Origin of the sequence: Novosphingobium aquiterrae, assembly GCF_042434435.1 — a bacterium.
GTDB classification, from domain to species: Bacteria; Pseudomonadota; Alphaproteobacteria; order Sphingomonadales; family Sphingomonadaceae; genus Novosphingobium; species Novosphingobium aquiterrae.
Genome location: NZ_JBHLTL010000001.1, coordinates 51,600 through 77,659, shown reverse-complemented (window position 1 = coordinate 77,659; position 26,060 = coordinate 51,600). Strand labels below are relative to the sequence as shown.

Annotated in this window: 20 protein-coding genes; 11 read left to right on the top strand and 9 right to left on the bottom strand. The window is 61.9% G+C overall.

The window, feature by feature from the left end; genetic code table 11:
* Positions 1–18 precede the first annotated feature (18 nt).
* Positions 19–1,095 carry a DUF2855 family protein gene (locus ACFFF7_RS00340; protein WP_379479378.1) on the top strand — a complete coding sequence of 359 codons (1,077 nt, stop codon included), beginning with the start codon at positions 19–21 and terminating at the stop codon, positions 1,093–1,095.
* On the opposite strand, the gene ACFFF7_RS00335 is transcribed toward ACFFF7_RS00340, so the two are convergent.
* The 5 genes from ACFFF7_RS00335 to ACFFF7_RS00315 form a co-directional block, all read right to left on the bottom strand.
* The gene (locus ACFFF7_RS00335; RefSeq protein WP_379479377.1) at positions 1,092–2,105 is read right to left on the bottom strand and encodes a zinc-dependent alcohol dehydrogenase family protein; all 1,014 of its coding nucleotides are present in this window, start codon (positions 2,103–2,105) and stop codon (positions 1,092–1,094) included. The two genes, ACFFF7_RS00340 and ACFFF7_RS00335, sit on opposite strands and share 4 nt — an antisense overlap.
* Positions 2,102–3,856, bottom strand: coding sequence for an N-acyl-D-amino-acid deacylase family protein (locus tag ACFFF7_RS00330; protein ID WP_379479376.1), 1,755 nt, complete (start codon positions 3,854–3,856; stop codon positions 2,102–2,104). Before ACFFF7_RS00330 ends, ACFFF7_RS00335 begins: the two co-directional genes overlap by 4 nt.
* Before the next feature lie 138 nt (positions 3,857–3,994).
* Entirely contained in the window at positions 3,995–5,317 is a 1,323-nt protein-coding gene (locus ACFFF7_RS00325; RefSeq protein ID WP_379479375.1) for an FAD-dependent oxidoreductase, read from the bottom strand.
* Between the two features lie 4 nt (positions 5,318–5,321).
* Positions 5,322–6,155 carry an alpha/beta fold hydrolase gene (locus ACFFF7_RS00320; RefSeq protein ID WP_379479374.1) on the bottom strand — a complete coding sequence of 278 codons (834 nt, stop codon included), beginning with the start codon at positions 6,153–6,155 and terminating at the stop codon, positions 5,322–5,324.
* Between the two features lie 14 nt (positions 6,156–6,169).
* On the bottom strand, positions 6,170–7,867 hold the full coding sequence (locus tag ACFFF7_RS00315; protein ID WP_379479373.1) for a PHA/PHB synthase family protein: 1,698 nt from the start codon (positions 7,865–7,867) through the stop codon (positions 6,170–6,172).
* Between the two features lie 158 nt (positions 7,868–8,025).
* Here ACFFF7_RS00315 and ACFFF7_RS00310 point away from each other — a divergent pair, with 158 nt between their 5' ends.
* The 6 genes from ACFFF7_RS00310 (at position 8,026) to ACFFF7_RS00285 (ending at position 17,649) form a co-directional block, all read left to right on the top strand.
* Entirely contained in the window at positions 8,026–10,740 is a 2,715-nt protein-coding gene (locus ACFFF7_RS00310) for an EAL domain-containing protein (RefSeq protein WP_379479372.1), read from the top strand.
* A 103-nt stretch (positions 10,741–10,843) separates the two neighbouring features.
* Entirely contained in the window at positions 10,844–13,060 is a 2,217-nt protein-coding gene (locus ACFFF7_RS00305; RefSeq protein WP_379479371.1) for a putative bifunctional diguanylate cyclase/phosphodiesterase, read from the top strand.
* 45 nt (positions 13,061–13,105) lie between these two features.
* Positions 13,106–14,923 carry a translation elongation factor 4 gene (lepA, locus tag ACFFF7_RS00300; protein ID WP_379479370.1) on the top strand — a complete coding sequence of 606 codons (1,818 nt, stop codon included), beginning with the start codon at positions 13,106–13,108 and terminating at the stop codon, positions 14,921–14,923.
* Between the two features lie 132 nt (positions 14,924–15,055).
* On the top strand, positions 15,056–16,132 hold the full coding sequence (locus ACFFF7_RS00295) for a DUF262 domain-containing protein (protein WP_379479369.1): 1,077 nt from the start codon (positions 15,056–15,058) through the stop codon (positions 16,130–16,132).
* Complete coding sequence (locus ACFFF7_RS00290; protein ID WP_379479368.1) at positions 16,116–16,763, top strand: hypothetical protein; 648 nt, start codon at positions 16,116–16,118, stop codon at positions 16,761–16,763. Before ACFFF7_RS00295 ends, ACFFF7_RS00290 begins: the two co-directional genes overlap by 17 nt.
* A gap of 22 nt (positions 16,764–16,785) precedes the next feature.
* On the top strand, positions 16,786–17,649 hold the full coding sequence (locus ACFFF7_RS00285) for an HNH endonuclease (protein ID WP_379479367.1): 864 nt from the start codon (positions 16,786–16,788) through the stop codon (positions 17,647–17,649).
* Between the two features lie 9 nt (positions 17,650–17,658).
* Here ACFFF7_RS00285 and ACFFF7_RS00280 read toward each other — a convergent pair whose 3' ends face one another.
* A complete protein-coding gene (locus ACFFF7_RS00280; RefSeq protein WP_379479366.1) occupies positions 17,659–17,853 on the bottom strand; it encodes a hypothetical protein in 195 nt (64 codons plus the stop codon).
* Entirely contained in the window at positions 17,850–18,635 is a 786-nt protein-coding gene (locus tag ACFFF7_RS00275) for a hypothetical protein (protein WP_379479365.1), read from the bottom strand. The genes ACFFF7_RS00280 and ACFFF7_RS00275 overlap by 4 nt, the downstream gene beginning before the upstream one ends.
* Positions 18,636–18,934: 299 nt before the next feature.
* Here ACFFF7_RS00275 and ACFFF7_RS00270 point away from each other — a divergent pair, with 299 nt between their 5' ends.
* The 4 genes from ACFFF7_RS00270 (at position 18,935) to ACFFF7_RS00255 (ending at position 23,996) form a co-directional block, all read left to right on the top strand.
* Positions 18,935–21,940 carry a TonB-dependent receptor plug domain-containing protein gene (locus ACFFF7_RS00270; protein WP_379479364.1) on the top strand — a complete coding sequence of 1,002 codons (3,006 nt, stop codon included), beginning with the start codon at positions 18,935–18,937 and terminating at the stop codon, positions 21,938–21,940.
* 141 nt (positions 21,941–22,081) lie between these two features.
* Complete coding sequence (locus ACFFF7_RS00265) at positions 22,082–22,891, top strand: outer membrane protein assembly factor BamD (RefSeq protein WP_379479363.1); 810 nt, start codon at positions 22,082–22,084, stop codon at positions 22,889–22,891.
* A gap of 95 nt (positions 22,892–22,986) precedes the next feature.
* Entirely contained in the window at positions 22,987–23,496 is a 510-nt protein-coding gene (locus ACFFF7_RS00260) for an arsenate reductase/protein-tyrosine-phosphatase family protein (RefSeq protein ID WP_379479362.1), read from the top strand.
* A 59-nt stretch (positions 23,497–23,555) separates the two neighbouring features.
* Positions 23,556–23,996, top strand: coding sequence for an RrF2 family transcriptional regulator (locus ACFFF7_RS00255; protein WP_379479361.1), 441 nt, complete (start codon positions 23,556–23,558; stop codon positions 23,994–23,996).
* On the opposite strand, the gene ACFFF7_RS00250 is transcribed toward ACFFF7_RS00255, so the two are convergent.
* Both ACFFF7_RS00250 and ACFFF7_RS00245 read right to left on the bottom strand, forming a co-directional pair.
* The gene (locus tag ACFFF7_RS00250; RefSeq protein WP_379479360.1) at positions 23,959–25,041 is read right to left on the bottom strand and encodes a glycosyltransferase family 4 protein; all 1,083 of its coding nucleotides are present in this window, start codon (positions 25,039–25,041) and stop codon (positions 23,959–23,961) included. The genes ACFFF7_RS00255 and ACFFF7_RS00250 overlap by 38 nt on opposite strands.
* The gene (locus tag ACFFF7_RS00245; protein WP_379479359.1) at positions 25,038–25,949 is read right to left on the bottom strand and encodes a UDP-2,3-diacylglucosamine diphosphatase; all 912 of its coding nucleotides are present in this window, start codon (positions 25,947–25,949) and stop codon (positions 25,038–25,040) included. The genes ACFFF7_RS00250 and ACFFF7_RS00245 overlap by 4 nt, the downstream gene beginning before the upstream one ends.
* Positions 25,950–26,060 lie beyond the last annotated feature (111 nt).

The following is a 26,060-nucleotide window of genomic DNA, read 5'->3' as shown; positions in this document are numbered from 1 at the left end:
GCAATTGGGAGAGACAGCATGAACACGATAGTACAGGTCAACCGCAGCGATCTGACGCAATCGCGGATCGTCGATCAGCCTGACGCTCCCCTTGGCGACGGCGAGGTGCGGCTGCGGATCGAAAGCTTCTCGGTCACTGCCAACAACGTCACCTATGCCGTGGTTGGCGACGCTTTCGGCTATTGGAACTTCTTTCCCGGCGAAGGTGCCTGGGGCGTGGTGCCAATGTGGGGGCACGCGGTGGTCGAGCAATCGCGGCATCCGGACATCGGCGTGGGCGAACGGGTCTATGGCTATCTGCCGATGGCTACCCATCTCGATGTTCTGCCCGATAGCGTCACTGCTGGCGGGTTCATCGATGCCGCGGCACATCGTCAACCGATGAGTCCGATCTATAACCAGTACAGCCGTCTGGCGGCCGATCCCGAGCATGATCCTGCGCGCGAGGCTGAACGGATGATCTTTGGCCCGCTGTTCAAGACCGGGTTCCTGATCGAGAGCATGATGCGCCGCGAAGGCTGGTTCGGGGCGGAGGCGGTGATTATCACCTCGGCTTCGTCAAAGACCGCGATGGCGCTGGCCAGCGTCGCGCGCGACCGGTCGCCGCAAGTGCGGCGGATCGGGCTGACCTCGCTTGGTAATGTCGATTTCGTCCGCAGCGGCGGGTTCTATGACCAGGTGCTGGCCTACGATGCCGTCGCCGACCTGCCGAAGGTCCCCAGCGTGTCGGTCGATTTCGCCGGCAATGCCGCGCTGCTCCATGCACTCCACACCGAGCTGGGGGATAACCTGTGCTATTCGTGCACTGTCGGTGCGACCCACGTCGGCGCTGGCTTCGGCCGCGACAATGGCCCGATTCCGGGGCCGCAGCCGGTGCTGTTCTTCGCCCCCGACCACGCGGTTGCCGCGATTAAGGATCTGGGGCCGAAGGCATTTGGCGAAGCCGTCGCGCACAGTTGGGCCAAGTTCATCGCCGAAACCGACGGCGCTGTGCGGGTCGACGCGCGCAATGGGCTCGACGCGGCGCGCGCAGCATTTGCCGATACCTTGGCGGGCAAGGCCGATCCGGCGGTGGGGATCGTGATCCGGCCCTAGATGTCGACCACGATCTTGCCGAAGTGCTTGTTCGCGGCCTGATGGCGGAACGCGTCGGCCAGGTTCTCGAGCGGGAAGTGGTCTGAAATCACCGGCTTGATGCCGTTCATTTCAATGCCGGCGATCATGTCGAGCTGTTGCTGACGGCTGCCCACGGTCAGCCCCTGGACGCGCAGGTTCTTGGCCATCAGCAGCGCGGTCTGGACCGGTCCGGCGAAGCCCGCCAGCACCCCGATCAGCGCGACATGGCCGCCCACCCGCGTCGCCATCATCGACTGGTCAAGCGTTCCCGCACCGCCGATTTCAACCACGCAGTCGACACCCGCGCCGCCGGTCAGTTCCAGCGCCTTCATCCCCCATGCGGGGGTTTCCTTGTAATTGATCAGCTCATCCGCGCCGAGCGCCTTGAGCCGTTCCAGCTTTGCGTCGGAAGACGAAGTTGCGATGACTCGCGCGCCCGCCGCCTTGGCAAATTGCAGCGCGAATACGGATACGCCGCCGCTGCCCTGGATCAGCACGGTTGAACCAGGGCGGACTGCGTCGTCGACAAACAAGGCGCGCCAGGCGGTCAACCCGGCGCAGGTCAGGGTCGCGGCCTCGGCAGCGCTGTATCCGGCGGGAGCGCGGGTGAACCAATGCTCGGGGGTGACTACCGCTTCGCGCGCATAGCCATCGATTCCGTCGCCCGGCACCCGGGTAAAGGCGCTGGCGGGCGGGCTGCCATCGATCCAGTCGGGAAAGAAGATCGAAACCACCGGATCGCCGACCTTGAACTGGGTGACCCCGTCGCCCACGGCCTCGACCACGCCTGCCCCGTCGGACATCGGGATTCGCCCGGCAGCTGCCGGGATCAGGCCATTCACCACCGCAAAATCGTGAAAATTGAGCGAGCTGGCCTGCAGTCTTACGCGAATTTCTCCAACTCCCGGCTGGCCGGGATCCTCCGCAGTAGCGGGAAGAAGCGTATCGAGCGTGGCGGGCGAACCGACACGAACCGCGCGCTGGCTCATTCGGCTGCCTCGGCCAGAGCAACGCGCTGCGGTCCGCGGATCAGTCCGCCTGGTGTCTCTTCGGTCCAGATGCCATCGCGGAAGGTGACGACACCACTCTTGATCGTGCAGACATAGCCTTCGGCCCGCTGCAGCAGTCGCTTGCCACCCGCTGGCAGATCAAAGGCCAGCCACGGCTTGCCCAGCTTGATCGCGTCCATGTCGATCACATTGAGGTCGGCCAGGTATCCGGGAGCAATCACGCCGCGATCATCGAGGCCATAGAGCCGCGCGGTGTCGTTGCACTGGCGCTTGACCGCGTTCTCCAGGCTGATCTTCCCGCCACGCTTGCGATCGCGGACCCAGTGCTGAAGCATGAAGGTCGGGCTCGCCGCGTCGCAGATCGTGCCGCAGTGCGCCCCGCCATCGGACAGCGAATTGACGCAATCGTCGCTGTTTTGAAGTGCTTCAAGGAAATCGAGGTTGCCGTCGGCATAGTTGAGGATCGGCAGATAGATGAACCCGGTTCCGTCGTTTTCGCACAGCAGGTCATAGGCAAATTCCTCCGCAGACTTACCGGCCTTTTCGGCCCTGGCGGCGATGCTGGCATCGGCCTGGGGTTCGTAATCGAAGTCATCGTCCATAACGTACTGCATACCCCAGCCAGCGCTGACGACCATGATCAGGCCGACAACATCCTGCGGGACTTCGCTGTAGTCCGGCGCCTCGCTCAGCAGCTGCGCCTTGAAGGCCGGATCGAACAGCCTGGCCTTCTGCTCGGCCCAGGGCAGGTCGGTGATCGCGGTCCAGCTGGGGCGCAGGCGGAAGGGGTGGACCGTGCCTTGCCAGGCCATGACGATGCCGTTGCCGCGCAGCGCGATCTGCGCGACGATATTGGCACCGTTGTCGTTTTCGGCCCGCATGTTGGCGATCTGCTCGTCTAGGGGTTGCTCCTTTGCGATCGATTGGAGCGCGGCGAAAGTGCAGGGCAGGCCGGTTTCGCGGCTCAAGGCGCCCATCCAGCCGAATTCGTCCCATTCGCGGCGCATGTCGCTGGCCATTTCGAACACACCGTGGCCAACCCGGCCCATGGCCCGGCCGATTTCGATCAGTTCTTCCTTGGTCGCGGTCGTGCCGGGAACCACTTCGCCGTCGATCGAGCGATGCAGGACGGTGCGGCTGGTCGAGAATCCAAGCGCGCCGGCGCGGACCCCGTCCTCGACGATCTGCGCCATCTTGGCGATGTCGTCCGCAGTGGGCACCGCGCCCGGCTTTTCGCGATCACCCAGGACATAGGCGCGCACGGCGCCATGCGGCACGTGGGTGCCGACATCGACCGAGCGGGGCATCCGTTCCAGCGCGTCGAGGTATTCGGGGAACGTTTCCCAATCCCACTTCATCCCTTCGGCCAGGGCAGTTCCGGGAATGTCTTCCACGCCTTCCATCAATTCGATCAACCACTTGTGCCGATCAGGCGCGGCGGGCGCAAAGCCGACGCCGCAGTTGCCCATGACCACGGTGGTCACGCCATGCCAGCTCGACGGGGCCATTTCCTGATCCCAGGTTGCCTGACCATCGTAATGGGTATGGACGTCGACAAATCCCGGAGTGACGACCTTGCCGCCAGCATCGATTTCCTGGTCAGCTTCGCCATGGACCGTGCCAATGGCCGCGATAAGCCCGTCCTTCACGGCGACGTCGCCAGTGAAGCGCGGTGCGCCGGTACCGTCAACAATGGTGCCGTTGCGGATGATCAGATCATAGGTTGCCATGGACTCTCTCCGGATGGCCGCGACTCTCTAGGGCGCGACTTTAACCGGGCGATTAAAACATGAACCGGGAAGGGGGGCAAGCCATAAGACTGATGCGATCAGACAGGGCGCAAACCAAGACTGGTATCATGCTAGGGCTCAGTCTCCGCGCGCCTTGATCATATCGTCCACCGCGACGAACTTTTCACGCGGTGCGCCATCGCGGGCGCGTTCTTCTTCCTTCGCCTCGATCTTCTTCCAGTCGCGGAACGTGACGACGTCCAGCCCGCGGGCCTCAGCCAGTGCATCGAATCCGGGACGGCCCTTGCGATCCCCCGTAATGATCAGCCCGGCATCCAGATCCTCGGCAATCCGCTCGACCACGGAGAAGCCATCGGGACGATTGGTGCCGATCGTCCCCGATGGCCCGCGCCGTGCCCAGCCAACGCAGTACAGTCCGGGCAGGATCCTGCCGTCGACATTGGCGAAACGGCCTTCACGCTCTTCGAACGGAACGCCGGGGATGGGGGAGGTCTTATAGCCGATCGCCGTCACCACCAGACTGCACGGGATGGTATAGGTTTCGCCTGTTCCAGTGGCCCGGCCGTCGCTGTCCAGCGTGGTCCGCTCAATCTCGATTCCCTCGACCTGCCGATCGCCCAGGATCGACTTCGGGCTCGCGAAGAAGTCGAACGCGATTTCGACGGGTTTGTCGGCGCGGTATGCCTCGGGAATCGCAGCAAAGCTGCGAAGATGGCCAACCGACTTGCGCTGGCCCGGCTCAAGAAATGCGTCCTCAGCCTCTTCAGGCAGGTCGGCCGCATCGACCCGTGGGCAAGCGCGGGTCAGGTGCGCCAGCTCGCCCAGTTCCTTGGGCGTCATGGCGATCTGATGCGGGCCGCGGCGCCCCAGAATGGTCACCTGCTCGACCTGAGATTTCTGCAGCGCGTGGAGTGCATGGGCGACGATGTCGCTGCCGTGGAATTCGTCACCGGTCTTCGCCAGGATCCGGGCGATATCGAGCGCAACGTTGCCGTTGCCGATCACGACGGCATGGCGACCGGTCAGATCGGGGCTGAGCTTGGCGAATTGCGGATGGCCGTTGTACCAGCCAACAAAGGCAGCGCTGCCGAAGACGTTCTCCAAGCCCTCGCCAGGGATTCCCGCGGGCTTGTCGTTGGGCGCCCCGGTGGCCAGCACGACCGCATCGTAAAGCGATTGAAGTTCATCGACGCTGATGTCTTCGCCGATCGTGACATTGCCGACGAACCGCACGTTTTCGGTCAGTGCGGTGCCTTCATAGCGTTTCGAGACACCCTTGATCGATTGGTGATCAGGCGCCACCCCGGTGCGGATCAGGCCATAGGGCACCGGCAGCATGTCGAAGATATCGACGCGGACCCCGTCGCCCCACTGCTTCTGCGCGGCCTCGGCCGTGTAGTACCCGGCAGGGCCAGAGCCGATGATCGCGATATGCCGCATGGCGTCAGGCTGCCTCCCTTTGAACCCGGTCAGGCGCGTCGAGGAAACCGCGTATCGACGAAATAGTCTGTTCCCGGTGGGTCAGCATGAACAGGTGGCCGCCCTGTTCGAAAATCTCGAGCCGGCTGTTGGGGATCAGCGATTCCAGGATCCGGCCGTTGGTCAGCGGGACGATTTGGTCATCGTCGCCCATCATGATCAGGACGTCCTTCTTCAGGAATGGCAGCATCGGCACGCTGGTCCAGCCCAGCATGCACAGCAACTGATAGACATAGCCGCGCGGCGTGGGCGGGGTAAGCCGGCTGATGTGTTCCTGCTTGCCGCCGGTCAGCCCGCCATAGAGCGTGCGGAAATGCTCTTCCATGAACCCTGCGTCGATATAGCGGCGCGGGTTTGCCATCTTGGTCAGCGCCGCGGGACTTCCTGGAACCATGATCATCCCCGCAGTCGTCGCGGCCAGGATCAAGCGTCGCACCGTGCCGGGATGCTGCAGGGTAAAGTGCTGCGCCATGGCGCCGCCCCAGGATATCCCCATGACGTCCACTTCCGGCGCATTGAAGCGCTTGAGCAGCTCCTTGGCGGTCCAGCTCATGGTGAAGGGGTTGTAGGGGACCAGCGGTTCGGGACTGCCGCCGACGCCGGGCATGTCGAACATGATGAACGGCCGCTCGGTCAGCGCTTCGGCAAGCGGCGCGACCGCCTCGATATTGGCGCCGATCCCGTTGAAGAACAGCACTGGCAAATGCTCAGACGGTTCGTCCCAGCGCCAGCGTGCGACGCGCAACGTGCGTCCGCCGACAGTTTCCATGGAGAATTCGGCAGTCAGATCTTTTTGCACGCGATGACGTCCCTTCAGGCCTGGTCGAGTACGTATAGGCCGGGGGCGGGTTCCTGCGGCGGATGTTTCTTGCTGCCAACGGCCTTGGGCGCCGGCACCTTTTTGCCCGAGCGCTTCTGCACCCATTCCATCCAGAATGGCCACCAGCTTCCGGCAACCTCCTCGGTTCCCTTCAGCCATTCGTCAACGTCGGCAGGCGGATGGCCGGGCTTTTTCGACACATAATATTTGGCTTTGGGATTACCGGGCGGATTGAGAATAGCCTGCATATGTCCGGCCTGGCTCAGCACAAAGGTTACGTCCTTTGAGCCGAACAGCTGGGTCGAGCGATAACAGGCCCTCCACGGGGTGATGTGATCGGTGGTTCCACCCAGAATGAACAGGTCGCTTGTCACCTTGGAAAGATCGATCGGGTGGCCGGCCATCTCGACTTCACCTTGCCTGGTGAAAGCCAGCGTTTCGAACAGGTGGAGGAAATCCCCCATCAGGCTGGCCGACAGGTTGGTCGCATCGGCATTCCAGAACAGTACGTCGAATGCTGGCGGATCATCACCCATCAGATAGTTGTTGATCACATAGTTCCAGATCAGGTCGTTGGGGCGCAGCCAGGCAAAGCCGCGGGCCAGATCATTACCCTTGATGATCCCTGCCTTGGCCGCGCGCTTCTTGGCCAGTTCCAGACCGTTGGCGGTCATCAGCGATCCTGCTTCGATGTCGTTCTGCTTGGGGTGCAGCACGGTCACCATATAGGTCAGCGCGCCCAGCCGCTTGTCCCCCGCGGCTGCCATCTTGCTGGCGAGGATCGCGCCGGTCTGGCCACCGGAACAGGCGCTGGAAATGTTCACCTTGGGGGCGCCGGTGATCGCGCAAACCACGTCGACCGCTTTCAGGCAGCTGGCGATATATTCGTCCATTCCCCAGACGCCTTCCTCCTTGGTCGGGTTTTTCCAGGAGATGACGAAGCATTGAATGCCGTTATCGGTCTGCCATTTCACCACCGACTTCTCGGGCGAAAGGTCGTTGATATACATCTTGTTGATCTGCGGCGGAATTGTCAGCTGCGGGATCTCGTAGACATCGTCTGTTGTCGGCGCATAATGGATCAGCTCGAACATCGCGTCGCGATATACGACTGCGCCTTTTGCCGTTGCGACGTTCTCACCCAACTTGAACGGCTTCTTGTCCACCATCGAGACCATGCCGTGATTGTGAACCATGTCGTTGTAGGCGTTCTTCAAACCCTTGATCAGGCTCAGCCCGCCGCTGTCGATCAAGCGCTTTTGCGCGCTGGGGTTGCCAATCAGAATGTTGGTAGGTGACAGGCCGTCGATAATGATGTTGGAAATGAAATTAGCCCGGTCCCGCTCAAGCTCGTCCAGCTCCAGCTCATGGAGCCAGCTCTTCATGCCCTTTTGCACGGCCATGTAATACTGCGCGCCGGCTCGGAAAAACGGGTTGTAGCGCCACGCCGGATCCATGAACCGCTTGTCCTTGGGGTCGGGTGCCAGTTCTGACTTGCCCGTCATGATCTTGACGACGTCATCCCCGAAACTCTGCATATGCTTCATCGTGCGCCCGGGATCCGTAGCGGTTTCACGAAGGAGCAAGGCCACCGCGCCAACGAAGTCTTCGCGGGCCAGGCCAACCAGCGGGCCAAGTGCCGTTGTCGATTGCGTCGCTTCGTTATCCCAAGGCGAACTTGCTTTTGACATCCGGCATCCCCGTCATTGCTATGTTTGACGGCGAGGATGCACCGGTGGCGAAACCTTTTCAAGAACCACCTGCCAATCGAGCGCAAGCCACGGCAGTCGGCGCGAAAGAATGGTAAACTTAACCGTTTTTCAAGCGCTGGACGGCCATAAGCCCGGATATGGTCGCTCAGCAGGCGAGGCAAGTTAGAGAACCCGAGGACGTGCAGGGGCTGCGCGCGTCGGAACTTGCCCCGAAGACACCCGCCGCACAGGCGCAAATGGAACCGCTGCAAGCACCGCGCAGCCGCGCAATCTCGCAGGTTTCCAGTCCTTCACGCAAACCAGCTCGCGCCGACATCGCTTTGCAGATTGTTCCGAACTGGATTTTGATGGCCCCGACAATGATCGGGGCAGCGCTGCTCAACGGCGTTGCGATCGCACATCTCCCTAGAGTGGTCGATGCTTTGCTGATTATCATTGCCATTGCAGCGGCTGCATTGACCCCAGCGATTGCAGGGTTCGAACGCCGGCACGTGCGTCGCAGTGGGCATCGCCAGGTCTTGAAAGTCGCATCGGTTTCCATACCGATGGCGCTGTTCGGTATTGGCGTTTCAGGCTGGACTGCTTCTGCAGCGTTGGCAAACGTGGATTCTATCGGCCTGCTTGTTATTGTCAGTTCTCTCGCGACGCTAATTCTCAATCGACGCATCGTGGGCATTGTCTCGGCGCAGGTTGGATTGTGGGGAGGGGTAGCCCTTCAGGTCGGCTCATTCGGCTCTTATTTTGCTTTGGCGGTTGGTGTCATCGTCGGAGTCTATTTGTCGCATAAGCAGAGCCGCGCTGACGCGTTGGAAGAGAATCGTTTGCTTGAGCGCGAACGCCGTCAGGTTCGTGCCGAAGAAATCCTCAACGATTACGAGCAAACCGGACAAGGCTGGTTCTGGGAAACTGACCGGCGTGGCGCGGTGGTTTACGTATCGCATACAGTAGCGCACGTCTTGGAGTGCAATGTTGACGATCTTGTCGGAAGACCGATGGCCGACTTGTTCGACATGTCGAGACAAGGCCAGGAAAACGAACGGACGCTGGCTTTTCACTTCACCGCGCGGTCGGCGTTTGCGGATCTTGCCTTGCGTGCTGCGACTCCTGAAGAAGAACGCTGGTGGTCACTCAGTGGCAGACCGATCTATGACTCCTTCGGCAATTTCCTGGGATATCGCGGATCGGGCAGCGATCTGACCGAAAAGCGCCGTTCTGCTGAACATGCCTCGCGGCTAGCCCATTATGATTCTCTGACTGGTCTGGCGAACCGCTTCCAGATGTCGCAGACGCTGGAAAAAATTCTGTCGGCACCGAACCTCAGTCACCGCGCCTGCGCTGTTTTCCTGCTTGATCTCGATCGGTTCAAGCAGGTCAACGATACGATGGGGCACCCTGCCGGCGACAATTTGCTGACCCAGGTTGCGAAGCGCCTAGAGCGCGCGGTGGGTCAGGTTGGCCGCGTTGGCCGGCTTGGCGGTGATGAATTCCAGGTGGTTCTGCCTGGACACCATCAGCGCGAAGACCTGGCCCAATTGGCCCGGCGCGTGATCAACGATCTGTCCGAGCCTTACTCGATCGATTCACATCGCGTGGTGATCGGTGTCTCCGTTGGCATCGCTTTGTCACCCGATGACGGCGTTACCTCCGAGGCAATTATCCGCAATGCGGATCTGGCGCTCTATGCTGCCAAGGATGGCGGCCGCGGGCGGCACCATTTTTATGCTTCCGATCTGCACAGCGATGCCGAAGAGCGCCGGCAGCTGGAACAGGACCTGCGCGATGCATTGGGCCAGGGCGGACTCGAGCTCTATTACCAGCCAGTCGTCCACACCTCGACAGAACGCATCACCGGATTTGAAGCGCTGCTGCGCTGGCGTCACCCGGTGCGTGGGCCGATGTCGCCCGCCAAATTTATTCCGATTGCGGAAGATTCCGGACTTATCACCCAGATCGGTGAGTGGGCGCTGCGCACTGCTTGCCGCGACCTGGCCAATTGGCCCGAGGCGGTGCGGGTCGCCGTGAACGTGTCTCCATTGCAGTTTGCAAATCCGAACTTGCCCGCAGTGATTACCAACGCGCTGGCTTCGGCTCAGGTCAATCCCAATCGGCTCGAACTCGAAATCACCGAAAGCGTCTTCCTCAATGACGATGAGGGCACGGACGCGATGTTCGCTTCGCTCAAGCGCATTGGCGTCCGCTTGGCTTTGGACGATTTCGGGACCGGTTATTCATCGCTTGGCTATCTCAAGAAGGCGCCGTTCGACAAAATCAAGATCGACCAGAGTTTCGTCCGCGGCGCTACGATTACCGGTAGCCGCAACGGCGCGATCATTGCTTCGATTGTCAGCTTGGCCGAAGCACTTGGCATGGAAACGACGGCAGAAGGTGTTGAGACGCTGGACGAACTCGATCTCGTGCGGATGCTCGGCTGCAGTCACGTCCAGGGTTATATCTATGAGAAGCCGCTTAGCCTGGCCCAGGCGACCGAGACGCTGCGTGTTGGCACGACGGCAATCGCCAAGGGGCCGCGTGCAGCGCGCGCAGTGCGCCACACGTTGCTGCGCAAGATCGTTCTGGAACACGGCGGGCAGACGTATCACGGCACAATCCGCAACATCTCTGCGACAGGGGCCCTGGTCGAAGGTCTATGGAACGTCCCGCCCGGGACCATCTTCCGCATTATGCTGGCGGAAGGCGAAATGGCCACGGCGACCGCACGCTGGTGTCAGGAAGACCGCATGGGCGTGGAATTCTCGTCTCCCCTCGAACTTGACCAGAACGGGCGGATTACGTTCATCACACCGGGGGCACCGTCGAATTCTGGAAGGTCACTGAAACAACGTTCGGCTTGATCGCCAACATGCAATTCCCTGTCCTTGTTAGCAAAATCTAAACCACGAATGCTTAGTAATTGTACAAATCCGATTGGCTTCGGATTGCAAAGATCGAAGGACGATGAGCGCAAGTTCCGGACACGCACTAAGCCGCTTCAAGAACCTGCTGGGAGCAGGCAAGGGCGGAGCCGTGCATTTATCCAGCTCGGAACAGCAGCAGGCGATACTTTTGCTGCGCGACTACGAAGAGTCCGGTATCGGCTGGTTCTGGGCCAGTGACGAGCAGGGCAACCTGACCTATGTGTCCGACATCGTCGCCCAGAAAATGGGCAAGGCACGTGGCGAACTGCTTGGGAAGCCGATCCAATCGCTGTTCATACTTGACCGCGATGACGACAATGCGTCGGAGCGGACGCTCCCTCTGATCTTCAGCGCACGGAAGACGTTCTCTTCGCTACAGGTTCGTGCGGCCAGCGATGAGGCCACCGTGTGGTGGACAATATCCGGTCGCCCGCAGTTCAATGCCGATGGCCGCTTTTTCGGCTATTATGGCAATGGTGTGGACATCACCGCATCGCGGCAGAGCCAAAAGGACGCGTCTCGCCTCGCCCAATACGATTCGCTGACTGGGCTGGCCAACCGCCACCGCATGGGCAAGCGGCTTGAAACGACGCTTGCTGCCTACCGCGCGGCGAAACGGTCATGTGCCGTCCTGATGCTGGATCTCGATCGTTTCAAGCAGGTCAATGATACTTTGGGCCACCTCGCTGGCGACGAATTGCTCAAGCAGGTTGCCCAGCGCCTGCAGCGCGTGGTCGTCGAGAAGGGTGCGGAAATCGGCCGACTTGGCGGCGACGAATTTCAGATCCTGGTGCCTGACGTTGATGATCGCGGACGCTTGGGTGAGATCGCCAGGACAATTATCACCATGCTGTCGCAGCCCTATCAGATCGACGGCAGTCGCTGTGTCATCGGCGCGTCAGTGGGTATCGCGATTGCGCCCTATGACGGCGTGAGCAGCGAGGAGCTGGTACGCTCTGCCGACCTTGCTCTTTACGCCTCCAAAGGCGGCGGACGCGGACAATTCCGGTTTTATTCCAGCGACCTCCATAGCGAGGCCGAGCGGCGGCGCCAGATCGAAGAGGATTTGCGCGATGCGCTGTCCGGAGATCAGATGCGGGTGGCCTATCAGCCGATTGTCGATACGAAGACCAATCAGGTAGTTTCGCTTGAGAGCTTGGCGCGCTGGGAGCACCCCGAACTTGGCGAAGTGTCGCCCAGCGTGTTCATTCCGATTGCCGAAGAAGCCAATCTCATCGGTGCCCTCGGCAACTGGATCCTCAAGCAAGCGTGCATCGACGCCGCGCAGTTGCCAGGCAATGTTCGCATTGCCGTCAACGTATCAGCGGCACAGTTCGCGAATCCGGGTTTTCCGGCACTCGTAGCCCAAGCGCTGGCTCATGCTGAGTTGTCGCCCGAGCGCCTTGAACTTGAATTGACCGAGTCGATCTTCCTGGGCGACCAGGCTGCGACAGAGGAGATGTTTAACCAGCTCAAGATGCTGGGCGTTCGACTGGTACTCGACGACTTTGGCACGGGCTATTCCTCACTCAGCTATCTCCAGCATGCGCCGTTCGACAAGATCAAGATCGACAAGGCCTTCATTCGCGGCGTCACGCAGCCGGGCAACCGCAATGCCGCGATCATCTCTGCAATCGTCAGCTTGGCCGAAGCGCTCGACATGGACACCACCGCTGAAGGCATCGAGGCACACGACGAACTGGAAGCGATGCGCAAATTGCGCGTGCGTCAAATCCAGGGCTACATCTACGCGTCTGCGGTCTGCTTTGAAGACGTCGCAGAGGCGATGACCAGCGGAGAATGGACGATCGAGCCCGAAGGGCCGAGCAAGTACCGTCCGGAACGCCGCACGGTTCTGCGCAAGGTCGGGCTGATTCACGAAGACCACCGCTACGAAGTGACGATGCGTAACCTGTCGCGCAGCGGCTGTGCGGTCGAAGGACTGATCGATGTACCGGCGGGCACGCAATTCGTCGTCGATTTCGGCGAGGGGCAGCTGGCGGTCGCCGTGGTGCGGCGCACGGCCGGATCGATGCAGGGGCTCGAGTTTGAGCAGCAACTGGTCGACGACGGGGCTGGCGGTCTGTGTACCCGCCACCGTGTATCGCCCTATGTCCTGGCCCAGGCCGGGATGCCGCTGCAGGCCTTGCCGCAAGGCAGCTATCCGATGCAGCTGATGCAGCAGCCGGGGGCGGCGTTGACCTTGCCCAAATTCGGGCAGGTCGATACCAAGACCAAGCCGTCCAAGATCGCATAGCGAGACAGGGCTGACAGCATCGCCGTTGGCGGCTAGGGGGGCGGGATGACCGACTTGTCCCGTATCCGCAACTTTTCCATCATCGCCCACATCGACCACGGCAAGTCGACCCTGGCCGATCGCCTGATCCAGTTCACCGGCGGCCTGACCGAGCGCGAGATGAGTGCGCAAGTCCTTGATAACATGGACATAGAGAAAGAGCGCGGGATCACCATCAAGGCCCAGACGGTGCGCCTCAAGTACAAGGCGCAAGACGGCCTCGACTACGAGCTCAATCTGATGGACACCCCCGGCCACGTCGACTTCGCCTATGAAGTCTCGCGCTCCCTCGCCGCCTGCGAGGGCGCGCTGCTCGTCGTCGACGCCGCGCAAGGGGTCGAGGCGCAGACGCTGGCCAACGTCTACCAGTCGATCGAGCACGACCACGAGATCGTCCCGGTCATCAACAAGATCGACCTCCCCGCCGCCGAACCCGACAAGGTCAAGGCCGAGATCGAGGAGATCATCGGCCTCGACGCCAGCCAGGCCGTCCTCACCAGCGCCAAGTCGGGGATCGGCATCGCCGAAGTGCTCGAGGCCGTGGTCACCCGCATCCCGCCGCCCAAGGGCGACCGCGACGCCCCGCTCAAGGCGATGCTGGTCGATTCCTGGTACGATCCCTACCTCGGCGTGGTCATCCTCGTCCGGGTGATCGACGGGGTGATCAGGAAGGGCCTCAGCGTCAAGTTCATGGCCGGCGGCACCGAACACCTGATCGACCGGGTCGGCTGCATGACTCCCAAGATCGAGCAGCTGGCCGAATTGGGCCCGGGCGAGATCGGCTTCATCACCGCCCAGATCAAGGAAGTCGCCCAGGCCAAGGTCGGCGATACCATCACCACGGTCAAGGCCGGCGCCGCCCAGGCGCTCCCCGGCTTCAAGGAAGTCCAGCCGGTGGTGTTCTGCGGGCTGTTCCCGGTCGACGCCGCCGATTTCGAGAAGCTGCGCGAATCAATCGCCAAGCTGCGCCTCAACGACGCCTCGTTCAGTTTCGAAATGGAAAGCAGCGCCGCGCTCGGCTTCGGCTTCCGCTGCGGTTTCCTTGGCCTGCTCCACCTCGAAATCATCCAGGAACGGCTGACCCGCGAATACGATCTCGATCTGATCACCACCGCGCCCTCGGTGGTCTACCGCATCGAACTGCGCAAATCGAAGACCGACGACGCGCGCGAGATCATGCTCCACAACCCCGCCGATTACCCCGATCCCAGCCGGATCGAACAGATCGACGAACCGTGGATCAAGGCGGTGATCTATACCCCCGACGAATACCTCGGCTCGATCCTCAAGCTGTGCCAGGACCGCCGCGGGATCCAGACCGGGCTCACGTACGTCGGCGGCCGCGCCCAGGTGACTTACGAGCTGCCGCTCAACGAAGTGGTGTTCGATTTCTACGATCGCCTCAAAAGCATCAGCCGCGGTTATGCCAGCTTCGATTACGAGCAGATCGGCCTGCGCGAAGGCGACCTGGTCAAGATGTCCATCCTGGTCAACAACGAGCCGGTCGACGCCCTGTCGATGATCGTCCACCGCGCCGTCGCCGAAGAACGCGGCCGCGGCATGTGCGAGCGCCTCAAAGACCTGATCCCCCGCCACCTGTTCAAGATCCCGATCCAGGCCGCGATCGGCGGCAAGGTAATCGCCCGCGAAACCATCGCCGCGATGCGCAAGGACGTGACCGCCAAGTGCTATGGTGGGGATATTACCCGCAAGAAGAAGCTGCTGGAAAAGCAGAAGAAGGGGAAAGCCCGGATGCGGGAATACGGCAACGTCTCGATCCCCCAGGAGGCTTTCATTGCAGCGCTCCGCATGGGCGAGGAATAACGGCGGGATGGAGGAGTGCCTCCAGAATCCTTGGTATACGGAGGGAAAGTGAGCGTTCCGCATTAGGCTATCACTGCGGCATTGCTGAAGCGCTGGAGCGAGTTTAAGATAGTGCCTCACGAGGATGAGTGAATGCAGATTACCACGAACAATTATAGTATATCTGAAATTGTCGGGATGATTGATCGGCGTGAGCTCATCATCAATTCAGACTATCAGCGTGGATCTGGCCTTTGGCCCGAAGGGCCTAGCAGTTATTTCATCGATACAATCTTGGAAGAATTTCCATTTCCAAAAATTTATCTGTATGAATTCATGGATAGAGCTGAGCGACAACTGAAGCGAGAACTGGTGGACGGTCAGCAGAGAATCAAGACCATTCAGCGATATTTGAACGATGAGTTTGCCATTCGGGGATTTTCGCGCTGGGCTGGAATGAGATTCAGCCAGCTCGATGAGGAAACGCAAGACCGCTTTCGCGCGTATACAGTTTCTGCGGATGTTATCAGAAACGCGAGACGTTCCGAAATACTGCAAATGTTTAGGCGAATGAATGCTTACACCTTGCCACTGAATGAGGCTGAAAAGCGTCACTCTTCATTTCAAGGTGCATTTAAGTGGTCTATCAATGATCTGTCTGACGATCTTAGCGAATTCTTCCAAGAATATCAGGTCTTCACTGATCGACAGATAGTTAGAATGGCTGATGCCGAATTGCTAGCGGATACAATCCTCTCGATCCGTGAGGGTGTTGTCAGTACAAGTCCGTCTATTCTGACGAATCTATATGAAAAAAACAACGATGATTATCTTGAGCGCGAGCCAGATCGTGAAAAAATTAGATCGTCGGTCGAGTATATTATAGAGAATTTTGCTGATTTAAGAGGTTCATATCTTATGAAGCCCTATGCGCTTCATTCTCTTCTAACGGCACTGATCCATAAAAAATATGGGATCGAGGCTATTTCGCGCCAGTTTGGGGTCCCGACGTCGAACTCTTTTTGCGCAGATCCTCGTCGGGCGAACGAACGCTTAGTAGAGCTTGCCCGAGCCCATGAAGCAAGGGAGCGAGACGGTCCGTTCGGCATCTATGTTTGGGGGACGGCAGGGGGTACCAACCGTGCACCGCGGCGAATGGCGCGTGTCGCTGCGATTTTGCGTGCGCTTGGCTCGGAGGTGCCAGCGAGGATAGATGCCGACCTCGCTTAGTCAACATCGTCACCGTCTGACAATCCAGGTTAAGACTCTGAATGCTGGCTTTACACGGCACCTGGGAGTTAAACATAAGCTGCGGCAATTGGACAAGGTTGCTCTCAGAGAAGGCTTAATTTCGCCACTTTGGCAATATTGGGGTCAATTTGTACGCTCGGTTCTGATTGACAGTGCTAAAGGTGCTATCCAAGACAATGGTGCTCTCACAACCTGCCCATACTCCATCCACACGGAGGAGGAGATTGCCTTCGTATGTATGCAGCTAGCCCAGAAGAATCCGATTAATTTAATCAAGCCAATCAAGGGTCCGCACCTTGAGCCGACGTGGGGCGACGTCGACAAAGCTATTTTGATCGCGAGCAATCTGGGAGTCTCAAACGATGCTCAAATCCTGAGCGGGTTGGCCATTCCATTGAGTATTAGGGATTTGCAAACATGTCGGAACGCGACGGCTCATCTCGGAAAGGCGACTTTTTCAGATCTGAAGAGTGCCAAGGTGCGGTATTCTGATACTAAATTGCTTCATCCTACAGATGCTATGATGTGGAGTGATCCATCGACGCTGGGCTATCTTTGGGATACTTGGGTAGATCAGATTCTCATGGCATCCGAATACGTCTGCAAATGATTTCGTTATGAAGTAAGGGAAGATGACCTTCGGCGTATTCATGCACAAGGATGGGTCAATCTACGACGACATCCCTGAGGTGCATTACCAGTTTCCGAAAAGCTACCTGAGCCGTGCCGAGCGGATGGTCGGTGACTGGATCGTCTATCGTGAGCCAGTGAAGCTGCCGCAGTCGAAGGGTTTCTTCGCCGTCGCAAAGGTTGAGCGGATCGTGCCCGATCCGGATGTGTCCGATCGATACCGCGCGCTTATTGAGCCGGGTAGCTATCTGCCTTTCGAACCAACTGTGCCGCACAAGGTCGATGGCCAGCCGGTCGAGCGCGATCTGGCGAACGCGCAGGCGGCCGTGCGTCCGCTTTCAAATTCAGATTTCGCGCGCATCATTACGTTGGGCTTGCCCGAGGATGAAACCTTGCCACGCGTCGGCGAGCTTGAACCACTCGACCGTGTACGCGAGAACCAAGTGCCGTTCGAGATCGAACGACACATTGTGCAATCGCTCATTAATCGCCCTTTCCGCGACCGCGCGTTCCGTCGTGCCGTGCTGCACGCTTACGATGGGCGTTGCGCGGTCACGGGGTGGAGGCTCGTAAACGGGGGTGGACGGCTCGAAGCTGAGGCCGCGCATATCCGCCCAGTCGAGCATGGCGGGCCAGACAGCGTACGCAATGGGCTGGCCCTATCAGGCACCGCGCACTGGATGTTCGACCGGGGGCTGATCGGCTTCGCCGATGATCTATCGATTCTGGTGCATCGCAAGGTAAACGACCGCGAGGGCGTTGAAGCGGTGTTCAATTCAAACCGAAAACTCCTCGCGCCGGATCGGACCGAGCATCGCCCGCATCCGCAGTTTCTGGCGTGGCACCGGGCACATCACGGATTTTGAGAGCGGCTTTCACTCCGCCAAACGCTGCACCCACTCCCACACCGCCGATTCCCGCTCGCTCGCCGGATCGCAACCCAGCGGTTCGGGGCGGGGGCGCGCTTCGGGGAAGCCTCTTCCAATCTGCATGCCGGGGTAGCGCGGGCGGCCGGCGCCGAGCTGGGTGTCGCCGTGCTTGAGGAAGTCGGGCAGTTCGCGGATGCTCATGAGTTGGTCTCCGGCCGATTGTCATCGTCCGTGCGGTAGTCGCGCCATTCGAGGCGGTGGGTGGGGGCGGGTTCGTCGTCTTCGCGTGCGTCCGCTTCTGCGGCCTCTTCGGCGGCTTCATCGGCAGCAAGGGCGGCGTGGTAGGCGTCGTGGAGCGCGCGGGTTTGCGGGGTCATGGCGGCGTGGCGGCGCTCCTTGATCTTTTCCAGCTTGGCGTTGATCGATTCGATCAGTTCCTCGCTCGACTTGGCGCTGGCGGCGGCGCGCTCGGCCTCCCATTCCTTGCGCCACTGCGCTTTCAGGCGGGAAAGGCGATTGGCCTCGGCCGGGTCGTGGAGGGCCGAGCGCCGGGCCGTGGCGCGGCCGTCGGCGGCGAAGCGCGTTGGGGCGCGGTTGCGCAGCAGGAACATCAGCAGGCGGTCGTTGTGGACGATCCGGCTGCCGATCAGTTTGCCATAGGAATAGACCGGAACTTCGGTGCCGTGGAGCGCGCGTTCCATGGCAATGTCCTCAAGCTGCTGCACGCCGAGGGCGAGCGCGGCCTCCCACGCTGTGCGAAAGCTGCGGGCCTGGGGGTGGCGGCGCAGCAGGTAGGCGCCTTCGGGGGTCATGTTGACGCGGTGTGCGGCGGCCTTGACGCTGCCGGTGTCGGCCAGCGCCTCGATAAAGCCGCGCTGGCGCTCTTCGGTCCAGCCGTCGTGGCGTTGGCACTGGCGGGGGACGGGGGTGAACTGGGGGAGCGGGGCGGCGCGGCGTGAGGGGCGGCGCTTGTCGATGGTCATGATCGAGCGGATCCGTGGGGCTGAAGGGGCAGCGCTTATGCCACAGCGCCGGGGCTGTAGGACAGCGCGGGGTGCGAGGTGCGGGGTGCGGGGGGGCTGGCGGGGTGCGGCATTCCGGCCACGGTCGGACACTTATCGACGAAAGACATACCGGCGTCGCCGGGGCCTCTTTACAACTGCCTTAGTTGTATAGCACAGCGCGGCATTCGACGCGCTTTCCTGTGGGGGGAGGGCCGCAGTTTAGATCCGACAAGCAGGGAGCTTTTTTCATGTCTCATTCGTCTTTCACAGCCTTGTTGATGCGCGGTGCTGCGTGCACCGCGATCGCACTGGGCAGCTTTGCCGCGCCGGCACTGGCCCAGTCGGCCGCTGATCCTGCCGCACCGCAAGCTGCCACCGACGAGGATACCGCGGGCGAGGGCCAGCAGATCGTCGTTACCGGCTCGCTGCTGCGCCGCACCGACACCGAAACGCCTTCGCCGGTCAGCGTGCTGACTGCGGACAGCCTGCAGAAGGCGGGTATCTCGACCATTTCCGACGCGATTCGCTCGATCTCGGCCGACAGCGCCGGGTCGATCGGTACCGGCTTCCAGACCGGCTTTTCGGCCGGCGGTTCGGCCGTGTCGCTGCGCGGCCTGGGCGTCTCGTCTACGCTGGTGCTGGTTGACGGGCTGCGCTCGACCAACTTTCCGATCAACGATGACGGGCACAACGCCTACGTCGATCTAAACTCGATCCCGTTCAGCCTGGTCGAGCGGGTCGAAGTGCTGAAGGACGGCGCTTCGTCGACCTATGGTGCCGACGCGATCGGCGGCGTGGTCAATCTGATCATGAAGAAGCAGTTCAACGGCGTTGCCGGTGCGATCGAAGGCGGCGTCGCCAGCCGCGGCGATGCCGGCCACCGCCGCGCCGACCTGACCGTGGGCATCGGCAACTACGAGGAGCAGGGCTTCAACTTCTACCTCAACGGTGAATATCAGTGGGACGGCCGCGTTTCGAACAGCAGCCGCGGCTTTCCCTATAACACGCGCGATCTGACCCCGATCGGCGGGCTCGACGGCAACTCGGCCGACCAGTCGCTGACCGTCAACGTGCCGACCGCCTATGTCGTGCGCACCACCCAGGGCGACCTCAACAACCCGCTGAGCGGCGGCCGCACCGTCTTCAACGACCCCGGTCAGACTTACGCAACCTACACCGCACTGGGGCTGGGCAACTGCACCAGCGGCACTTTCGCGGTGACCACCGGCGGTTCGCGCGGTGTCGGCTGCAAATACAACCTGGAAGATCGCTATCGTCAGATCCAGCCGCTGCAGGAGCGCTACTCGCTCAGCGGCCGGCTCAGCTTGCGCCTGTCTGACGACATCGAAGGCTACATCACCGGCAGCTTCAGCCGGAGCTTCGTCAACATCACCAGCGCATTCGCATCTGCGGTGCGGCAGAACCAGCCGTTTGGCGGCAGCCCGCTGGTTTCCTCGAGCAATCCGGGCATCGTCCTGCCGGTCTATATCTGCTCGGCCGGGGTCAACTGCGCCACGGCGACCGACCGCCAGCTTAATCCGAACAACCCCTACGCCGCCGCCTATGCCGCCGATCCCACCAACGGCGCGGCGCGCATCTATTACCTGTTCGACGACATCAAGGCCGGCAGCGAACGCACCAATGACGTCTATCGCTTCTCTGCGGGCCTCAATGGCAAGCTCAGCGACAAGTGGAACTGGCGGGTCGAAGGCGTCTGGGCGCGCGACAATCTGACGCTGCTCCAGCACGGCCTGCTCAACATTGCCGCGCTCAGCAAGGCGATCAACACCGGCAGCTACAACTTCGTCAATCCGCAGCTGAACAGCGATGCCGTGCGCCAAGCACTGGCTCCCGACAAGAAGACGCCGTCGCATTCGCTGATGTACGGCGCCGACGCGTCGATCGCCGGCGAGCTGATGGACCTGCCTGGCGGCCCGCTGCAGCTCGCGGTCGGCGGTCAGATCCGTTACGAGATGCTGGAAAACAACAACCAGAACGCCGCGCTGGATACCTATGGCCTGACCACGGCTTCGGCCTTTGGCAGCCATACCGTCTCGGCCGCCTATGCCGAACTCGACGCACCGCTGCTGGAAAGCCTCGATGTCAACGTCTCGGGCCGCTACGACCACTATTCGGAAGGGTTCAGCCGCTTTTCACCGAAGGTCGGGATCAAGTTCCAGCCGATCAAGGAAGTGGCGCTGCGCGGTACCTATTCGCAGGGCTTCCGCGCCCCGACCTTCGCCGAAAGCGGCCCGCGCAGCCAGTACGCCGGCTTCGTCACCACAACGCCGCCGTGCGCTTTCATCCTTGCCCACGGCGGAACGGGCACCACGACAACCTGCTCGGCCAACGGCAACCCCTACAACGTCGCCTATTCTCTGGGCCGCGGCGTGGCGGGCAACCCCAACCTGAAACCGGAAAAGTCCCGGTCGTTCACCGCCGGCCTCATCCTCGCGCCGACGCCGTGGTTCAGCTTCACGGCTGACTACTACAATGTGAAGAAATCCGACCTGATCGTGGCCGGGCCCGATATCGGCAAGGCTGTCGCGGCCTATTTCGGCGCCGCCGACCTGGCCGCTGCGCAGACCGCAGTCGCGGGTGTAGGCCAGGGCTATTCGGTCAACCTGGTTGATGCGATCGACCCGCTGTTCCCGAACGCCCTGCCGCGCGTGCTGATCATCAACGTACCCTACGTGAATGCGAACTACGCAATCACTTCGGGCATCGACTTTTCGGCCACTGTAAAGCTGCGCCTCAGCGACAGCGTCCGCTTTACCAGCAAGCTGGATGTCAACCACGTGATCCAGTATGATCTGCACGCCCCCAACGGCGTCCAGAAATATGCCGGCACCTTCGGACCCTACGACCTTTCGTCGGGCAATGGCACGCCAAGCTGGCGCGGCAACTGGCAGAACACGCTCGATTTCGGCAAGGTCGCGGTCAGCCTGACAACGTACTACACGGGCCGGATCAAGGAAGTGTCGACCGACCAGCAGGCCGGACCGCCCAGTGCTCCGTATACCACGGACTGCTCGGCCAGCCTCTACCGTTCGGCCGACCTCAACCAGTTCTGCTATGTCCGGCCGTTCATCAACAACGACCTCAACGTCACGGTCACCCCGACCGAGAACTTCCAGTTCTGGGTCAGCGTCAAGAACCTGTTCGATGTTCGGGCACCGGTCGCTCCGGCGGCCTATGCCAGCGCGCCGAACTTCCTGACCACCTGGCATTATGCCGGGCTGATCGGGCGCAACTTCCGCGCCGGGGCCAGCTTCAAGTTCTGATCTGCCCGATCGCCGAAAGTACGGAAGGGGCGGTGCCGCAAGGCGCCGCCCTTTTCATATCGGCACCACTCCGGCGCGGCTGTGCACGAAGCGGCGAACTTCACTTGGCGTTCAGCAAGGCTCTGGCTATAGGCTGGGCCCATGATCGCCCGTGACCCTGCTCGTTCGCCCCTGAAACTCGCCCTGCTTGCCGCCGCGGGAGTGGCGGTGGTGCTGACCGGGGGCTGTGCCGGACGGGGCGGCAAGGCGCGCGATACCGCTTTCGTGGCGCGCGATGTCGATACGCTTTATGCTGCCGCCAAGGACAAGCTCGACCGCGGCGATACCAAGACCGCCGCCGCGCTGTTCGACGAGGTGGAGCGCCAGCACCCCTATTCGCCATGGGCCCGCCGCGCCCAGCTGATGAGCGCGTTTTCCTATTACGCCGGGGGCGATTACACCAAGGCGATCCAGAACGCGCAGCGGTTCCTGTCGATCCACCCCGGCAACCGCGATGCGCCCTATGCCTATTACCTGATCGCGCTGTCCTACTACGAGCAGATCAGCGACGTGGCGCGCGACCAGAAGGATACGCTACAGGCCAAGGATGCCCTGACCGAGCTGATCCGTCGCTATCCAAGCACCCGCTATGCCGACGATGCGCGGCTCAAGCTTGACCTGGTCAACGATCACCTCGCGGGCAAGGAAATGGACATCGGGCGGTTCTATGAACGCTCGGGCAAGTGGCTCGCCGCCTCGCAGCGCTTCCGCAATGTGATCGACAGCTACCAGACCACCAGCCACACGCCCGAGGCGCTGTACCGCCTCGTCGAAACCAACCTGGCGATGGGCATCCCCGAGGAAGCGCAGAAAAACGCCGCCGTGCTGGGCGCGAACTATCCCGGCAATGAATGGTACAAGAAGGCCTTCGATCTGATGAACAAGCACGCCGCGGGGACGACGGCGAGCTGATCGCGCAAGGCTGACACGATCGTACCGGGTCCAGGCGACTCCCCGGTCAGGCCGCAAGGCCCAACAGTCGCGCCTTTCCTGGCAGGAGGCGCTCTGTGTCCAATACACTTTTTTCCCTAACGCGACGGGCGGTTGCCATTGGTGGCCTCGCCGCTCTGGCTGGTTGTGTTACGGCGCCGCGCCGTACCCGCGCACCGCTGGTGCTGTTCGTGTGCGAGCATGGCACGGTCAAGAGCCCGATCGCGCGCGAACACCTGCGCCGCATCGCAGCGCAGCGCGGGCAGCGAGTCCGTACCATGTCACGCGGGATCAATCCGTCCGATGACGTTTCGCCCAAGCTTGCCGCCGCGCTGGCCCAGGACGGGATCGATCCGCGCCGCGAACCGCTGCTGCGGCTAACCATGGCCGATCTTGCCGCTGCCGACGTGGTGGTGACCTTCCAGGCCCTGCCGTCGGCGTTCGACCGGAGCCGCATCCAAGACCTGCGCGACTGGAGCGACATTCCGGGCATGAACGATGATTACTGGTTGGCGCGGGGCCGGCTGATGCCGCGGATCGAGGCATTGCTCGATGACGTTGCGACTTCGCGGCAATTTGCGCGGTAGGGGCGTTCTACCTCCGCGGTTGACATTCCGTTCAGCCAGGCGCTGTTATGGCGTCTCCCATGCTCTCGCAGAAAACCCGCTATACGATCCGCGCCCTGCAGCACCTGGCCGACACCTGGCGGCAAGGACCCGTGCGGCTGGATGCGATTGCCGAGGCGCAGAACATCCCGCGCAAGTTCCTGACCGTTATCCTCTCGGAAATGGTTCGCGAGGGGCTGGTCGTGTCGCACCGTGGGCGCGATGGCGGGTACGAACTGGCGCTGGCCCCGGTCGACATTCGCTATGGCGATATCATCCGGCTGACGCGGGGCAGCCTGGCGCTGGTTCCCTGCGCCGCACGCAACGCCCACGAGACCTGCAACAACTGCCTGCCCGAGGCCGAATGCCGCCTGCGCGGGCTGATGCTGACCCTGCGCGACGAGATGGCAGCGATGCTCGACCGGATGACCCTGGCCGATCCGATTACGCTGGAACCGCCTTTCGAGGAATCGCCGGCATAGGCGCGCGCTTGGTCGCGGCGGTCAGCGCGGCGACGAACTGGTCGGTCGCGCGGTCCCAACTGTAGCTCGCTCCCATCACTGCCGCGCCGAGCGGGTCGCAGCGCAGAGCCTTGCGGATGGCCAGGCCCAGATCCTCGTCCAGCGCGCCAACCGTGGCCGGGTGGTTGCCGTCGGCGCCGCGTCCGTCGGGGCCGACGATGTCGAGTGGACCCGGTACCGGATAGGCCGCGACCGGGACGCCGCAGGCCAGCGCTTCGATCAGCACCAGCCCGAAGGTATCGGTGCGGCTGGGGAAGGCGAAGACGTCGGCGCTGCAATAGGCGCGGGCAAGGTCGATCCCGCTCAGCGCGCCAAGGAAGCGGGCGGCGGGGAACTGCGCCTTCAGCCGGTTCAGGTCGGGACCGTCACCAACCACCACCTTGTGACCGGGCGTGTCCGCCGAGAGGAAGGCGGGCAGGTTCTTTTCGGCGGCGACGCGGCCGACGTAGAGCTGGATCGGCCCTTGCAGTGCTGCCAGTTCGGGCAGCGGGGCATGGCCGGGGTGAAAGACGGTGCGGTCGATTCCGCGGCTCCACAGGTGGCTCTGCGGCAAGCCGCGCTCCGCCAGTTCCCGCTGCAGGGCAGGGGTAGAAACCAGCACGGCGCGCGCCGGCGCGTGGAAGCGGCGCATGATCGGCCAGAACCGTTCGGCATCCAGGCCGGTGCGCACCGCCGCATAGTCGGGGAAGCGAGTGTGGAACGCGGTGGTGAACGGCACCCCGCGCGCCAGGCACCAGGCCCGCGCGGCCCAGCCGATCGGCCCTTCGGTGGCGATGTGAACCACGTCGGGCTGGAAATCGGTCAACGTGCGGCGCGTGCCGAACCGCGGCAGCACGGCCAGGCGAATTTCGCTGTAGCCCGGCATGGCGACGGTACGGAACTGTTCGGGGACAACCAGTTCGACGTCATGGCCGCGCGCGACCAGGCCACCCACCGTGGTCGAAAGCGAGCGGACGACGCCGTTGACCTGGGGGTGCCACGCATCGGTGCAAAGGGCGATTCTCATGCCATTTCCTTCGTCGGGAGATATTCGGTGCGTTCATCGGCCTGCGGTAGCGGCAAGGCTGGCCGGGCTTCTTCGGGTTGCGGTTTGCGCTGCTGCGCCAGCCAGTCGACGATCGCGATGGTGCCATCGAAATCCTCGACCAATGCGGTGCAGCTTTCGACCCAGTCGCCGTCGTTGTAATAGGTAACGCCGCCGATCTGGCGGATCTCGGCGCAGTGGATATGGCCGCAGACCACGCCGTCGACGTGGCGTTCGCGCGCGGCGTGGGCCACGGCCTCTTCGAATTCACCGATAAAGGCGACGGCGTTCTTCACGCGCTTCTTCAGATAGGACGACAGCGACCAGTACGGCAGCTTCAGGCGCCGCCGCACCGCATTGAGCAGGACATTCCCGCGCAGCAACAGCTCGTAGGCCTGGTCGCCAAGGAAGGCGAGCCAGCGGTGATAGAGCACCACCACGTCGAAGGCGTCGCCGTGGGTGATCAGCAATCGGCGCTTGTCCGCTGTGACGTGCACTGCCTCAAGCGCAATCTCGACCCCGCCGAAGCTGAGCCCGGCATAGGGCCGCAGCATTTCGTCATGGTTTCCGGCGATCAGCACCACGCGGGTGCCGCGGTGTGCCATCTTGAGCACGCGCCGAACCACTTCGCTGTGCGCGTCGGGCCAGTACCAGCCCTTCTTCAGCCGCCACCCGTCGACGATGTCGCCGACCAGATACAGCGTCTCGCACTCGTGCGCGCGAAGGAAGTCGAGCAGCAGGTCGGCGTTGCAACCGCGGGTGCCCAGGTGGATGTCGCTGATCCAGATCGTGCGGCATTTGCGCTTGGGCCGGAAGCCGCGCGGTTCGGGCAGGTCGAGCCATGCCGGGAGCGCCATCGGCGCGGCAGAAGTCTTCGAGCGATTCGCCATGTCTTGCCCTCCACATGCGGTTCGTCCGGGCTGCATGTGGACCGCGGATATTGCGGTTGTGTGGCGGTATGACAGCGGCGTTACAGGCCCCGGACAAGCCACTGATCGGTG